At 35.7% G+C, this 14856-nt stretch carries 15 protein-coding genes, 1 tRNA gene and 3 pseudogenes; 14 read left to right on the forward strand and 5 right to left on the reverse strand.

All coding sequences use genetic code 11. The features are described 5' to 3' along the window. Positions 1–49: 49 nt before the first annotated feature. The gene (locus ABWU47_RS04120; protein WP_006279932.1) at positions 50–1501 is read right to left on the reverse strand and encodes a replicative DNA helicase; all 1452 of its coding nucleotides are present in this window, start codon (positions 1499–1501) and stop codon (positions 50–52) included. 114 nt (positions 1502–1615) lie between these two features. On the opposite strand from ABWU47_RS04120, the gene ABWU47_RS04125 reads away from it, so the two are divergent. The 6 genes and pseudogenes from ABWU47_RS04125 to ABWU47_RS04150 form a co-directional block, all read left to right on the forward strand. Beyond that, a tRNA-Leu gene (locus tag ABWU47_RS04125) sits at positions 1616–1698 on the forward strand. A 24-nt stretch (positions 1699–1722) separates the two neighbouring features. Continuing rightward, the gene (locus tag ABWU47_RS04130) at positions 1723–2319 is read left to right on the forward strand and encodes an RDD family protein (protein ID WP_015589093.1); all 597 of its coding nucleotides are present in this window, start codon (positions 1723–1725) and stop codon (positions 2317–2319) included. A gap of 142 nt (positions 2320–2461) precedes the next feature. Next, positions 2462–2692, forward strand: coding sequence for a hypothetical protein (locus ABWU47_RS04135; RefSeq protein WP_041573522.1), 231 nt, complete (start codon positions 2462–2464; stop codon positions 2690–2692). Beyond that, on the forward strand, positions 2667–3341 hold the full coding sequence (radC, locus tag ABWU47_RS04140; protein WP_010962534.1) for a RadC family protein: 675 nt from the start codon (positions 2667–2669) through the stop codon (positions 3339–3341). The genes ABWU47_RS04135 and radC overlap by 26 nt, the downstream gene beginning before the upstream one ends. Positions 3342–3447: 106 nt before the next feature. Then, the gene (locus ABWU47_RS04145) at positions 3448–3576 is read left to right on the forward strand and encodes a hypothetical protein (RefSeq protein ID WP_353285583.1); all 129 of its coding nucleotides are present in this window, start codon (positions 3448–3450) and stop codon (positions 3574–3576) included. Between the two features lie 401 nt (positions 3577–3977). After that, positions 3978–4097, forward strand: a pseudogene (locus ABWU47_RS04150) (transposase); the annotation flags it as partial. Between the two features lie 9 nt (positions 4098–4106). Here the strand turns inward: ABWU47_RS04150 and ABWU47_RS04155 are convergent. The 3 genes and pseudogenes from ABWU47_RS04155 to ABWU47_RS04165 form a co-directional block, all read right to left on the reverse strand. After that, a protein-coding gene (locus ABWU47_RS04155) for an IS630 family transposase (RefSeq protein WP_410530061.1) occupies positions 4107–5118 on the reverse strand; the annotation gives its coding sequence in 2 pieces (ribosomal slippage) (positions 4107–4637 and positions 4639–5118; 1011 coding nt in all). Positions 5119–5227: 109 nt separating this feature from the next. Further along, positions 5228–6012, reverse strand: a protein-coding gene (locus tag ABWU47_RS04160; protein ID WP_238513981.1) for an IS5 family transposase whose coding sequence is annotated in 2 segments (ribosomal slippage) — positions 5228–5691 and positions 5691–6012 — 786 coding nt in all. Because the reading frame shifts where the segments join, the coding sequence is not laid out codon by codon here. A 107-nt stretch (positions 6013–6119) separates the two neighbouring features. Further along, positions 6120–7013 (reverse strand): annotated as a pseudogene (locus ABWU47_RS04165) (MFS transporter); the annotation flags it as partial. Positions 7014–7476: 463 nt separating this feature from the next. Here ABWU47_RS04165 and ABWU47_RS04170 point away from each other — a divergent pair. The 7 genes and pseudogenes from ABWU47_RS04170 to ABWU47_RS04200 all read left to right on the forward strand — a co-directional run bounded on the left by ABWU47_RS04170 (position 7477) and on the right by ABWU47_RS04200 (position 12114). Next, positions 7477–8406 (forward strand): AEC family transporter, encoded by a 930-nt coding sequence (locus tag ABWU47_RS04170; RefSeq protein WP_006279391.1) that lies wholly within the window; start codon positions 7477–7479, stop codon positions 8404–8406. 209 nt (positions 8407–8615) lie between these two features. Beyond that, positions 8616–8750, forward strand: a complete 135-nt coding sequence (locus ABWU47_RS04175) for an IS3 family transposase (protein WP_007548354.1) — start codon at positions 8616–8618, stop codon at positions 8748–8750. Further along, positions 8747–8881 carry a hypothetical protein gene (locus ABWU47_RS04180; RefSeq protein WP_007548509.1) on the forward strand — a complete coding sequence of 45 codons (135 nt, stop codon included), beginning with the start codon at positions 8747–8749 and terminating at the stop codon, positions 8879–8881. The genes ABWU47_RS04175 and ABWU47_RS04180 overlap by 4 nt, the downstream gene beginning before the upstream one ends. Before the next feature lie 462 nt (positions 8882–9343). Beyond that, positions 9344–9514: a DDE-type integrase/transposase/recombinase gene (locus tag ABWU47_RS04185; protein ID WP_080717647.1), complete on the forward strand. Its 171-nt coding sequence runs from the start codon at positions 9344–9346 to the stop codon at positions 9512–9514. Between the two features lie 256 nt (positions 9515–9770). Continuing rightward, positions 9771–11102, forward strand: a complete 1332-nt coding sequence (gene rmuC / locus ABWU47_RS04190) for a DNA recombination protein RmuC (protein ID WP_077188164.1) — start codon at positions 9771–9773, stop codon at positions 11100–11102. Between the two features lie 84 nt (positions 11103–11186). Beyond that, positions 11187–11381: pseudogene (locus ABWU47_RS04195) on the forward strand (IS256 family transposase); the annotation flags it as partial. Between the two features lie 592 nt (positions 11382–11973). Continuing rightward, on the forward strand, positions 11974–12114 hold the full coding sequence (locus ABWU47_RS04200; protein WP_218914972.1) for a hypothetical protein: 141 nt from the start codon (positions 11974–11976) through the stop codon (positions 12112–12114). A 27-nt stretch (positions 12115–12141) separates the two neighbouring features. On the opposite strand, the gene ABWU47_RS04205 is transcribed toward ABWU47_RS04200, so the two are convergent. After that, positions 12142–13314: an NADH-quinone oxidoreductase subunit D gene (locus ABWU47_RS04205; RefSeq protein ID WP_077188163.1), complete on the reverse strand. Its 1173-nt coding sequence runs from the start codon at positions 13312–13314 to the stop codon at positions 12142–12144. A 275-nt stretch (positions 13315–13589) separates the two neighbouring features. Between ABWU47_RS04205 and ABWU47_RS04210 the strand changes: the two genes are divergently transcribed. Then, positions 13590–14768 carry an aspartate aminotransferase family protein gene (locus ABWU47_RS04210; protein ID WP_353285584.1) on the forward strand — a complete coding sequence of 393 codons (1179 nt, stop codon included), beginning with the start codon at positions 13590–13592 and terminating at the stop codon, positions 14766–14768. Positions 14769–14856: the final 88 nt, after the last annotated feature.

A 14856-nucleotide genomic window follows, 5' to 3' on the forward strand; every position in this document is an offset into this window, starting at 1 on the left:
ACATAAAAAAATAATCAATGAACTTGGGAACAAGAAGATTGCTGCCAAGCTATGAACTATGCCTTTCTGTGTAATCTTTAAACGAACCTCTGTTAGAGTCAAAATATAGCTTCACACTGCCAATTGGTCCATTTCTCTGCTTTGCAATAATGAGCTCTGCAATGTTTCTAATTTTTTCCATTTTCTCTTGCCATTCCCGATGTTTATTGTTTCCTTCATTTGGCTGTTTTCTTAGTTCATAATACTCTTCTCTATAGAGAAACATTACTATATCTGCGTCTTGCTCTATGCTCCCTGAATCACGTAAATCAGAAAGTTGTGGTTTTTTATCATCCCTCTGCTCAACAGAACGAGAGAGCTGAGATAGTGCAACAATGGGAATATTTAGCTCCTTTGCAATTGCTTTCAAACCCTGCGTCACTTCCGAGATTTCTTGCACTCTATTTTCATTACTCCTTTTTGTTGTTCCTCTGATTAGCTGCAAATAATCAATGAATACCACTTCTACATTATATAATTGATACAGCAAGCGTATTCTGGTGCGAAGGGCACTAATCGATAGCGCAGGGGTGTCATCTATGATGAAAGGCAGTTCAGATAATTCTGTACTAGTATTGATAAATTCATGCAATTCAAAATCACTAATTCTCCCGGTTAATGCCTTATAATAACTAATCCCTGAATCTATAGTGATCAGCCTTGCAGTTAATTGCTCTGCTGACATTTCAAGCGAGAAAAACGCTACATAGTGTTGCTTATCTGCTCTTTTTTGCAACATCTTACAAGCATTGAGTGCGATGTTTAGCGCCAATGCTGTTTTTCCCATAGAAGGCCTTGCAGCTAAAATTAATAAATCAGATTTTTGTAGACCACCAAGAAGCTGATTTAGATCTTGAAGTCCGGTTGTAACGCCTAGCGCTTCTGGATTATTTTTCAGTGTGCTGATCTTCTCAACTACATCTTTAATTGAACTTGCAAGTTTTATATATGTTTTCTCACCTTGTTTTTTTACTGCCAAATTGAACAATTTTGTCATTGCTTGTTCAATTTGCGCCTGTGCAGGATTTTCAATATCGTAGTTGTAGCTATCACCAACTATTTCTTGCCCGAGCTTAATTAAACATCTCCTTAAGTAAGTATCACGGATTATTCTAGTCAAACTATAGATATCAAGCGCAATACTTGCCTTCGCTGCAAGCTTTGCTAAGTACTCTACCCCACCACATTCGGTAAACGCTTGGTCGTTCTCAAAAAACATTTTGAGGCTCAGTTCATTGGCAATTATGCCATGTTTCCTGGTTTTGGATATTTGCGTAAAAATACTTTGATGTAATGGATCATAGAAATTCTCCGCTGTGATTGTGTCTTCAACCGCATCACAGATTCTATTATCACGAATCATTGCACCAATAAGCATCTGTTCAGCTTCTAGGTTATGCGGTAATTTACATATTTCCTTGTCTACACTTCTTGAACCCAAGAGACTAGCTAATTCATTCATTTTAAGTTTTGAGAGTAACTGTTGATTATTGTAGAATATTTAGTCCTCATTTGAAAGATGTAAAGGCAAAAAAATTTGACTAATTCCGTGTTGCCTATAGCATTAAAACTTAATGCCCCTGTGGTGGAATGGTAGACACGGCAGACTCAAAATCTGTTGCTTGCAAAAGCATGCTGGTTCAAGTCCGGCCAGGGGCACGTTAAATATTGGAAAGTATATATATGTTACATAAATTTTTTAATCGTTTATTTTCTATTTTTTCTTCTATAAATGTTATTCAAAAGGTAAAGAAAGATGAAAATGGGATATGTTATGTAACGGGCCTCAGGCGCTATATATCAGTATTGCTTGATTTGATTATTATCGTTTTGTTCTTGCAGTTTTGCAGCCAAGCCTTAAATCAGCTCTTTATGAACTCAGAGGATAGCAAAATATTAAGTCAAATTGCTGCAAAATCCCCAATGCAAGCACCACTGTCTGCGGAAGAAAAGACAACGCAGAGTAGACTTATAAAATTACTAATCCTAAATCAAATAGTCCAGTTTATTATGCTCTTTTGCTATGTAATATATATGTGGGTAAAGTTTGCTACTACACCTGGAAAACTATTATTTGGGCTTAGAGTTGTGGATGCACAAACTTTCGAAAAGATGACCCTAAAACAAGCAACAAAGAGATTTTTTTCCTTTATATTGTCAGTTGCACCATTGTTCTTGGGCTTTTTATGGTCAAATTTCAACAAACGCTGTCAAACTTGGCACGATAAGATCGCAGGCACAGTGGTTGTCACGAGTAAAAGCCTTAGAAGGCAGAGCTAAAAACTACTTGACACCCTTCGCCAGCCCCTTTATCATGATACTGAAGGTATTCATTTATCTTCAATCTGTGCAGATTAAACGACAACAGTATTACGTATTGGTGTCTTATTTTTAATTTTTTGCACTATGTGCATGCACTGGGATGACACCTCTGGGCACTGCCGTCGTAAAGGAACCAGTGTCAGCTACTCGGATGACAAAGGAGGACAGTGTCTCAGCTACTTTCATGACACCATTTGCTGTCTTTAAAAATGAATGTTCTTACAATTGTGCGTCATGCGCTTTATTAAATATTTTACTTAAAAATCTAATTTCTTATTATACAAGAGATAAGCAATTCATTGATGATGAAAAATTACAAAAAGGGGCATAGAAAGCGCCTAAGAGAGAAAATTATTTTAGATAATGGACAATCATTACTTGATTATGAAGTTTTAGAGCACATTTTATATTCAGCATATAGTAGAATTGATGTAAAACCGGTGGCAAAGAGTTTGATAGAAAGTTTTGGCAGCTTAAATAAAGTTTTTAATGCTGACCTGGAAGCGCTGCAAAACGTTGATGATGTCAGCAATGCAGCGATATCTGCCATCTTTTGTGTAAAACAAGCCTTTGTTCGTTCTGCAAGAGAAGAAATAAAAAACCTGCCTGTAATCGATAACTGGGAAAAATTGCTTGATTATTTAAGAATAAGTATAGGAAGCCTCAATAAGGAAAATTTTCGTGTCATCTATATGAATAAAAAGTATCGTCTAATAGCGGAAGACCTGCAAAATATTGGTACAGTAGATCAAACTCCTCTTTATGTCAGAGAGATCATCAAGCGCGCACTTTTGATTGGTTCAACATCCATTGTAATATCTCACAATCATCCAAGCGGAGATACACAACCTTCAAATAGCGATATATCTCTCACTAGACAACTAGCAGAAGCTTGCCAAAGTATAGGAATAGAATTAATAGACCACATTATTATTACATTCAGTAGCTATTTTAGTTTCAAGGAAAATAGGTTGTTGTGAAAGCCTTTATAGCTACAGTAACTTAGATTTACCGACAATCGTCATTCCGCTACGTGTTAGCGGCTAAGAGATACCGTGACGGGATGACGTAGGGGTTGCCGAGAACTTGTCATTCCAGTGCTTGACACTGGAATGGCTTTGTTGCATCGCTACTTATGAAAGGCTAACTATAGTTAGGATTATAAGCAACCTATTGAAAATCTTGTTTTTTTGCAATCAATCTGATCAAATTTAAGAATAGTAATTTGTTATTTATATTAATAAATTTAATTCTATTGAAAATAGCTAAAGCATTGAAATTCTTGAATTTTAGCCGGATTGGTAAATGGTAGTGAAATTTCTTTTACTCAAATTTAGGTATTCATTGACCGTTCTTGTTATAAATACCAGAATAATAAGCTACTGATATTCTCCACCTTTTTTATCTTTAATCCATCATAGCTAGCGATGCAACAAAGCCCACTGGAATCCAGTTTTCTTTACAAATTCACCAAAAGTGCTTCATTCTATAACGCAAAACCCATACTCAGAGGTTGTCCGGAAACAAGTAAAAGGCTATAATATCTGAAATTTTAGTACGGGGTAAAGATGAGAAAAAAGTATCCAACAGATCTAAGCGAAAGGGAATAGGCAAGAATAGAAAAACACTTCAGAGTATCATACAAGAAAGGAGGAAGGCCGCCAAAGTATAGCAAAAGAGAAATATTAGAAGCAATTTTCTATGTATTGCGTACAGGGTGTCAATGGCGGTATTTATACCAATTCTCATTGTTGTCCAGTCAAATAGGAAACATTGCAGAGTTGTTTAATTGTGGAGCTGGCAAGAGAAGTAATAAATTTGCACAAAGCACCCTCAAGTAGAGCAATTGTATCGTATATTTTATTGCGCAAAATGTTCTGTTTTATATATAACCAAAGCCTCTCAACAGGATTTAGCTCAGGTGAGTATGGAGGTAGGTATATAATGTCGATATTTTTAGGTACCTTTAAATTTTTTGACCTATGCCAACTAGCACAGTCCATAACGAGAAAAGCCTCTCGTGTTTCTAGATATTGCGAAATTTGCTCAAGAAATATGTTCATGCAATCAGTGTTGACATTTGGTGCAAATAAGCTAGAACTCTCTCCATTTCTAGGATTAACTGCACTATAGAGATAGAAATTTTGCCTACCTAATTTTGTTTTAACCTGTGTTCTAATCCCCTTTTTAAACCACCCATGTCCAACTTTTGAATGTGTGCCAAACCGTGATTCATCAAAGAAAAATAGCTCTTTTTCTGGATACTTGCTAATAGCTCAATTGAGATTTTTTTTTGAATTCCTCTTGTTTGCTTTTATCTTGTCCATTATGAACTGGTCTTGGTGTAATATATGAGAATTTCATCTTTTGCATATGGCGGTGTACTGTAGATTTGCTGATATTTAATCCGAACTTTTCCTGGATTCTTATTCTCATTTCTTTAATGGTGATATTAGGATTTTCTTCTATCCACTCTTCAATTTGCTGTAGTTGAGCCTGATTTAATTTAGTTTTTCTACGACGTTGTGAAGGAGCAAACAGTTTTTCTTCTCTGCCAATTTTCAAGAGTTTTACCCACGAAGTTAGTGCGCTTCTTGAAATGCAATATATTTTTGCTACAGCCGTTATACTGTACTTTTTTGCTGCAATTACAGCATTTAGTTTTTTTGAAACATATGCATTATTCCTTACTTTCTTCAGCATTTCTTTTGCTGATTCTACTACTTTTTCATCCAATAATTTTGATCTTAATGCCATTTAAACCTCGCTATTTTACTTACTTCAGTATGGCTTTTCTTCCATCATTGTCCATCTGTTTGCCCTGTAATGGGAATTGGTATAAGAGGTTGTCCGGAAACAAGTAAATTCAAGCATATTCCCTCTTTAACATAACCCTACTCATAGCTAGGTATATGAAATTCTCAGTGGATGTTGTGAGTAAATCATACTCCTTCGATAGCCTTCTATTCCTATTAACCCAAGCAAAAGTCCTTTCTACAACCCATCTTCTTGGCTGTACTTTAAACCCTTGTTCTCTTGTTGGTAGTAGCTCAGGTGGCGTATCTTTGTGCACCCAAAATCTACATGGAGGCCTTGTAACAATTTCAATATCTATGTCATATTCTTCCTTTATGTGATTCTTTAAATTTCTTCCTTGGTATCCCATGTCAGCCCACATTTTTTTAACTTTAGTATATTTTGTTCTCATATTGTTTAATGCTATTTTAATACCATCTCTATCATTTTCGTTAGCAGCGCCTACGTAACAACCTAGTATAAAACCCTGAGTGTCTGTAATTATATGCCTTTTTCTACCCTTTACTTTTTTACTTCCATCATAGCCTTTGATCCCCCCTTTTCTGTAGTCTTTACAGATTGACTATCTACTATACAGGCACTCGGCTGCTCATTCCTTCCTATTTTTCTTCTACTATATTTTGTAATTTCATAATTCATTTTCTCAAAAATTCCCTGCTTCTTCCATTGCCTGAACTGCTCATACACAGTCTTCCATAGCGGAAAATCATTTGGTAAATACCGCCATTGACACCCTGTACGCAATACATAGAAAATTGCTTCTAATATTTCTCTTTTGCTATACTTTGGCGGCCTTCCTCCTTTCTTGTATGATACTCTGAAGTGTTTTTCTATTCTTGCCTATTCCCTTTCGCTTAGATCTGTTGGATACTTTTTTCTCATCTTTACCCCGTACTAAAATTTCAGATATTATAGCCTTTTACTTGTTTCCGGACAACCTCTAAGTAGAAAGAGTGAGGTACAATTATACTGAATATTACAAGCAATAGAGACCCAATAGCACCCACGCTCGTACCAGAAATTACACACTTTATTGCTCCAAGTTTCTGCAAGATTTTGCCAGCAAATAGACTGATGAGTGAGAAGCACCCAACTATTGCACCTTGATGTAGTGCATAAATAGTGCTAGATAAACCAAAAGTCTTCATATACAGAAAAGGTCCACAAGTAATGAATGACATATACGCAGCAGAAAAGAGGCTTGACATCAAAGACAACGTAACAAACCTCGGACTAGATAGTAGTTTTCTGTAATCTTTCATCATTTTTTTCAAACTGAAAATATCGCGGTCCTTTTTTGTTTCTGGTAACGCTAAAAGCAGCAAAACCCAAGAGATTAAACAAAGTATTGCAACAGTTGCATAATTACCACGCCATCCTACAATTTCATTGATGAAACTGCCTAACACTGGCGCAATTGCCATGACAACTGTAAGAACAGAATTCATGATTCCAATAAATTTCACCGCTTCGTCGCCTTTGTAGCTGTCTGCAACGATTGCAAACACAACTACAGATGTGCTAACACCAATGCCCTGAACAAAGCGAGAGATTAAAAGCCAAAAAATCGACGGTGCAAAAACACAACCAACAGCGCCGATTAATAACAAAGTGTTACCTATGATCATAATTCTCCTTCTGCCATAGCATTCAGACAATGGACCAAAAAACAACCCTCCTATGCAAAAGCCTAGGAAATTATAAGCAATAGTTAATTGAATTATGCCTTCCGGTACGTTAAAATAGTGCACCATATAAGAAAAACTAGGTACGGAAATGTCAATTTCAATGAACTTGGCAATGAGAGACAGGATTAACAGAAATGGTAGTAACATTTGAGATTTTTAATTAATGAATAAAAATATCACATTTAAAGCGTTGAAAGAAAACATTTTTTACTGTTATTAAAATGGTTAGAAACACCTCATGTGAAGGAATGGTGGATAAATTGGACACTAGGGTTAATTAAAGAAAAATATGACAACTATGTTAAAGCTCTTACTCTCTGTCCTAACTTTACTTATTTCCTCTTACTTTTTCAACAGTCCGTCTAAATTACTACAAGCAGTTTAATTTTTAGTAAATATGTCATTATTCAAAAATATGCAAGAAGCTTTACAGAAACTTAACATAATTTTATCATACAAATGTCATTCTTAAGTCCTATGTAAAAACAAATTTTGGCACTAATTTAATTAACTATGAGCTGGATAAATTGGAAAATAAATTTTGTTTACTTTTACAACACCTTAAGATCTAATGTCACTTTATCAATCAAAAATATTACAATAGGCTAGTATGTTCCTTACTCTTTTTCTCAAAATATTACCTATTTATATTACAATATTTATTGGTTACTTAGCAGGAAAATATCTTAAAATTGATAGAAACACTATATCTCAAATACTTTTTTATATAGCTAATCCAATAGTGATTTTATATGGAGTCTCTCATACAGAAGTTAACTTAAAAGTAATTTCTCTGCCGATTTTGATATGGTTTATAGGTAGCACTATGTCCTTATCAGTGTATTATCTTTCTTCTTTTTTATTTAAGGATAACACAAGAAACATATTAGCATTTAGCTCGGGCAGCACAAGTATGGGTTATTTTGGCCTGCCGATTGCCATGGCTTTATTTGATGAAGATTCAGTATCTGTATATGTTGTTTGTTATATAGGAATGGCGCTATTTGAAAACAGCTTAGGATTTTACATAGCTGCAAATGGTATTTATACCGCAAAAGAATGCATATTAAAGTTGTTCAAACTTCCTTCGCTTTATGCGATGGTTCTGGGCTTCTTTTTAAGTATATACGATATACAAATACCTACTTTTTTAACAGATGTTATGATGAATATTAGAAGTACATTTGTCACATTAGGAATGGTGCTACTTGGAGTGAGCATTGCGAATATTGCAAGCTTTAAAATAGATTGGAAGCTTGCTTTGATCACTATTACAGCAAAGTACGTATTCTGGCCACTGTTTGTTTTAGGAATTGTCCTTTTAGACAAGCATGTTATAGGTATATACGATGAGAGCATATATAAAGCACTGATGTTGCTAGCTATTATTCCAGTTTCTGGGTCCAGTATAATACTTGCTAATATTTTGAATTATCAACCAGATAAAGCTACTCTATTGCTTCTAATCAGTACTGCAGTGGGACTGTTTTATGTTCCACTAATAATATCATTATTTTTTACTAAACTTGTTCCTTTTTGATCAAAAAATTAAGCGCTTGCACAACCATTATTTGGGTAACAACACAAGACATTGATAAAACTTGAATTTATAGCTAAAGCAACTTCTACAATTTGGTAACCCGTCATCCCGCTACTAGTTAACGCCGCGGCGGTAAATTGACCTTACCCAGAAAAAGTAGAGAGAAAGTTAAGACGTTTTTGGAGTAAAATAAAACGTTTTTTCAAAATATGACAAATAGAAGAGAATATACAGCAGAATTCAAATTAGAAGCTGTTAAGCTGGTTAAAGAAACAGGTCAAGCAAGTACAAAAATAGCAAAAGATCTAGGTATAGATGGCAGTATGTTAAGTAAGAAAATATGATGGAAAAATGTCTGGAGCATACGCATTTCCAGGCAAAGGCTCCTTATGACAAAGAAAGATTTGATCTAAAAAAAGAGCTAATAAGAGAAAGAGACATCTTAAAAAAAGCCCTGGGCAAAGAAAAAGAGTAAAGTATTCTTTTATATAGAAATTGCTATAAAACACAGGAACTATGTAGGGTTTTGTACTGGTGGTATGGGTTGCTAAGGAAAAAAGCAGTAAAGAATTAGCAAAAGAAGGGCTTCTAGCAGATATTCAAAAAATACATCAAGCATTCTAAATGCAGATATGGAGCCCCTAAAATTCACGCTGAATTAAAAGCTTTAGGCAAAAATTAAAACAGTACAAAGTGTTATGCAAGAAAATGGCATTAAAACCAAGCTTAGACGAAGGTTCAAAAATAAAAAACAGCAAATAAGCAACCGAGTTGTGGCTCCGAACACATTGGATCAAAATTTTACTACTGATCAGCCAAATAAAGTTTGGGATTACCTACATAAAAACTAAAGAAGGTTGTTGGCGGCAATAATTGACCTATATTCACGCATGGTGGTTAATGAGTAACATGATAATTAGTTATAGATTCTTTATTGATGGCCGTTGATAAACGCAAACCCGATAAAAATCTGCTGTTACATAGCGATCAAGGGTCACAGTATACCTCTCAAAATTACCAATTTCTATTGAATACAAAAAACATCATTTCCAGCATGAGCCATAAGGGCTGTTGTTACGATAACTCTGTTGCAGAAAAGTTCACTTAAAAGGGAGCTGCTTATTGATACTTCTCGCTCAACAAACCAGAACTGCCATATTTGAATACATAGAAATCTTTTATAACAAATAACGTAGACATTCTACTATTAACTATTGCATTCCTGCACAATTTATTCTCATGATAAAAACGTCTTAACTTTCTCTCTGCTTTTTCTGGGTAAGGTCACCTCTTTAGGTGCTCCTTTTTTCTTTCTTATACACACAAAAATCATATAGAATTGTAAATACAGCTTTTTTATTCTGATGCTTTTCAATTCTATAGCTCTGGTTGTCTCTCTATTACTATTTTTCTACATTATCGTAAAAAAACTGAGCGAAAAGAAAGCAAACCTTGAGGGTAATTTATGTAAATTAGAGCAAGAACTTCAAGAAACAAAGCAAACTTTGCTTACGAAGAATGAAGAAATAGTTGATTTAAGGGTCAAAAGAGCAGAACTTGAAGTAACTCTGCAAAAAGAACGTGAGGAAAAGAAAAAGGAAATAGAATTACTAACAAAAGCAGAGGAGAGATTAACAAACACTTTTAAAGCGCTCTCTCTTGATGCTTTGCAAACAAATAACAATAATTTTCTGAACTTAGCAAAGGAAGTAATCGATAGTAAATTAAAAGAAACGGAAAGCGATTTCAAAAAAAGACAAGCAACGATCAACGAAGTTGTAACTCCAATAAAAGAAAAATTAGAAAAATTCGATAATGAAATACGTGAGCTAGAAAAGGAGAGGGTAGGGGCCTATGAAGGTTTAAAGGAGCAAATTGGAGCGCTGATGAACCAAACTTCCAACCTTGCTAATGCCCTGAGGAAACCTCACATTAGGGGCAAATGGGGTGAAATGCAACTCAAAAGAGTGGTAGAAATGGCAGGAATGATTGAGTATTGCGATTTTTTTACTCAGCCGTCAGTGATTGATAAAAACGAGGATAATTTATTGCGTCCTGATTTAATAATCAAAATGCCATCTGGAAAGCAAATAATAATAGATGCTAAAGTGCCGCTTGATTCTTACATGGATGCTATATCACAAAATGATTTGCAAATACAAAAGGAGAAATTAAAGAACCATTCCCTGGCAATAAAAAAACACATAAATGACTTGGGTAAAAAAGAGTATTGGAATCAATTTGAAAATACGCCAGAACTTGTGGTGCTTTTCTTAACAGGGGAGGGGGTTTTTAGCGCAGCACTGGAATATGAGCCTGCTTTGATAGAGATTGGAGTGGAAAAAAAAGTGATCATTGCAACACCGATCACTCTAATTGCGTTGCTGAGAGCAATAGCGTATGGATGGAAGCAAGAGATGATAGCTGAAAACGCAAAGAAAATCAGTGAACTAGGTCATATTTTATATGAGCGCATTTGCACAATGGGTGAAAACTTTGATAATTTGCGCAGGAGCTTAAAAAGTGCTGTTGATCATTATAATAAAACTGCTGGCTCTCTTGAAGCAAGGGTGTTTCCTGCTGCTCGAGAATTCAATAAGCTTGGTATACATGCAAAAAATAAAAGTTTAAGTGCTGCAAAGGAATTAGAGTCTTTACCACGCAGTTTACATACTGAGGAGCTGAAAGTAGATTAGGCATCTTAACAGGGAATGTTCAAAAAAGTGTGTCAAACCAAAAAAAAAGTAATAAATTGATATAAAAAAAATGGAGGTTTGACAATGAGTCAGAAAGTAGTAAACAGAACTACCGGTTTGGTAGATTACAAAGAACTGGAAGCAAATATACTGTCATCAATAAGGGAAGGCAGACCATTAACAGGAAGGGATGGAGCATTTACACCATTTATAAAAAAGCTGCTGGAGGCAAGTTTGGAAGGTGAAATAGAAAATCACTTATTAGCTGAAAGTGAAGAGAGGGTTTGGTTGGAAGAAGTGGAGTAGCGAATGGATATACAAAACGCTGGGTCTATATTCAGACTACAGAATAAGGTATTACAAACCGAAAGCATCACCAGCACAATATGTTATAAACTTTGGTAAAGAATCTGCTAGGAAAGCGTAGTGCGGATGCTGCGTTTGACGAGGCGGGAGCTGGAAACGTTAACATGGGAATTTGGATTGAGGCCTATTGTGAAAACAATGGATCAGCCACCAAACCCTAAAGTAGGCGCGCCAGTTCTTGACCCTACATATTTTTTTGAAGGTTAAATCCAGCTTAGGGTCGAGAAACTTAGATAAAGCCATAGCCAAAGTGCTTAAAAATATTAATAATTATACACACAATTATTCAACCATATTTTTGAAGATAGCTATGCCGCCGCGGTATCTCTTAGCCGCTAACAAGTAGCGGGATGACGATTGTTGGTAAATCTAAGTCAGTTTAGCTATAGGCAGCAATTTTCTGTATTTATTTTAAATTGAAGGAAGCTCAAATGAAAGATCATGTTTTGCTAAAAATCACAGAATGCAGTCTAACAGTGAACGGTTACGCTTTTGATCAAAAATGTTGTATAGTACACAATCAATTTTTCTGGATCCAAGTAGTCAAGGCACTGCCTTTGTGTTTGAGGCAAAATCGGCTATAACACTTAACATACTGCCTTTGCAAACAAATGTTCGTACAGTTATGTGTCAGCTACTTGCATGACGCCATTGCCTGAACGGGTACCAATGATTACCTATCAATCTCACCAAAAACTATATCGAGTGAGCCAATAATTGCTGCAACGTCAGCAAGCATGTGTCCTTTTGCCATAAAGTCTAAGGCTTGTAAATGCGCAAAGCCAGGTGCTCTTATTCGGCACCTATAAGGTCTATTGGTACCATCTGAAACTATATACACTCCAAACTCACCTTTTGGTGCCTCAACAACTGCGTAAGCCTCACCTTCTGGTACGTGATATCCTTCTGAATAGAGCTTAAAATGGTGAATCAGAGCTTCCATAGATTTTTTCATCTCTGCTCTTGACGGTGGAGAAATTTTTCTATCTTCAGTTTTTATTTGCCCTTCAGGCATTTTCTCTATGCACTGCTTCACCAAACTGATAGATTGCCTAATCTCTGCCATTCTAACTAGATAACGGTCATAACAGTCGCCATTTTGGCCGATCGGTATATCAAAATCTAGTTGATCATATATCTCATATGGCTGGCTTTTTCGCAAATCCCAAGCAAGCCCAGCAGCGCGCAACATTGGGCCACTAAAGCCCCAATCAAGTGCCTGTTTAATTGATATTGCACTAATTCCTACAGTGCGTTGCTTCCATATCCTATTTTCTGTTAAAAGTTCATCAACATCGTCTATATATTTTGGAAATTGCTCTATAAACTTTGCAATATCCTCAATCAAATCTTCTGGAACATCTGCTGCAATTCCACCTGGCCTGATGTAAGCTGCGTGAAACCTTGCACCTGAAGCTCTTTCGTAAAATTCCAGTATTTTTTCTCTTTCTTCAAAGAGCCATAAAAGAGGGGTCATTGCTCCAACATCAAGTGCTTGAGAAGAAACGTTCAGTAAATGATTTAGTATTCTCGTCAGTTCACAAAACAAGACACGTAAATACTTTGCCCTAATTGGCACTTCACATTGCAACAATTTCTCCACACAAAGTGAATATGCATGCTCTTGTGACATTGGTGATACGTAATCAAGGCGATCAAAATAAGGCAAAGCTTGAAGATACGTTTTATGTTCTATTAATTTTTCAGTACCGCGGTGCAAAAGCCCAATATGGGGATCTGCCCTCTCGATCACTTCACCATCCATCTCTAAAACAAGACGCAACACTCCATGTGCAGCTGGGTGCTGAGGTCCAAAATTTAACATCATTGTCTTTAGATCGGGCATGTCCAGTAGTTTAAGATATTAAAATTGTATAGGCTAAAGTGCGCTCAAAGTCAATAAACTTCTTGCATAGGCTACAACTATCATTCAATAGAAACAAAAACTTTTACAATGGCTAATAAGTGTTGGTAAAACCAAGTCACTTTAGCTATAGAATGACAAAAAAGGTTTGCATTAGCCAAATTTTTAGTTGAAGTAGCATAAGAGGTTAAAGGAAAAGCTTTGTGTTAATGGATTCATTTCAGGTATAGTATAGATAATACCACAATACTTATAAAATGGATCATGTTGTTAATGCGTATAATAGACTTGACACTCCTATAGTCAGGGGAGAAGGGGCATATCTTTTTGATAAAGATGGTAAAAAATATTTAGATTTTGCTGCAGGTATTTCTACAACTTCTTTAGGGCATTGTCATCCATACATTACAGATAAGCTGAAAGAGCAATCGAGCTCATTATGGCACTGCTCTAACATTTTCACTATTCCCGAGCAAGAAAGGCTTGCCGAGCGTTTAACAACCCTTACTTTTGCAGATAAAGTTTTTTTCTGCTCAAGTGGGCTTGAAGCAACAGAAGCTGCAATTAAGTTTATTCGTCGTTACTTTTATTCAAAAGGGCAAGCAAAACGTAATCGTATTATTACAATTGAAGGAGGCTTTCATGGCCGCAGTATTGCTGCAATTTCTGCTGGAGACAATGAAAAATCACGCGAAGGTTTTGCTCCGCTCCTTTCTGGTTTTGATAAAGTGCCAAGAAATGACATTAAAGCATTAGAAGAAAAAATCAACAATGAAATAGCTGCTGTATTTTTAGAGCCCATACAAAGCGAAGGTGGAGTATATCCACTAGACGTAGAATATCTTCAAAAAGTAAGGGAAATAACAAAAGCTCAAGGAATAATTTTGTGCTTTGATGAAGTGCAGTGCGGATATGGACGCATCGGTTCTTTATTTCATTATCAAAATGTCGGCATTGAACCTGATATGCTAACCTGTGCAAAAGCTATGGGTAACGGTTTTCCTTTAGCTGCATGTTTAGTGAAAGATTATATAGCAGAAGCAATCACTCCAGGAACTCATGGATCAACCTATGGTGGCAATCCACTTGCCATGACTGCTGGTAATGCAGTGCTCGATATAATGCTAAAAGAAGGCTTTTTTGATCATGTTAAAAAAATTAGTAAAGATTTAAAAGAAAAGCTGTTGCTTTTAGCTAAAGAATTTCCTGAGATGATTTTAGAAGTTCGTGGAGAAGGGTTACTAATGGGAATAGAACTAGCAACTCCTGTAGCTGATAAAATTATTAGTCGATCTCTTGATAAAGGTTTAATAATAACTAGGGTTTTAAACAACAAAGTAGTAAGGGTAACCCCACCACTTATCATTGAGGATGAGCATGTGAACGCAGCGTGTAATATGCTTTATGATTTGTTTTTTAAGATTAAAGGTATATAAAATTCGGCAATATAAATTCAGGCTTGCAAATGCCTCTCATAACATGTAAAATTAATTTTATTTTTTATCACAATAACATCGTACTTTA

The organism is Wolbachia endosymbiont (group A) of Gastracanthus pulcherrimus (assembly GCF_964028265.1).
Classification (GTDB): domain Bacteria; phylum Pseudomonadota; class Alphaproteobacteria; order Rickettsiales; family Anaplasmataceae; genus Wolbachia; species Wolbachia pipientis.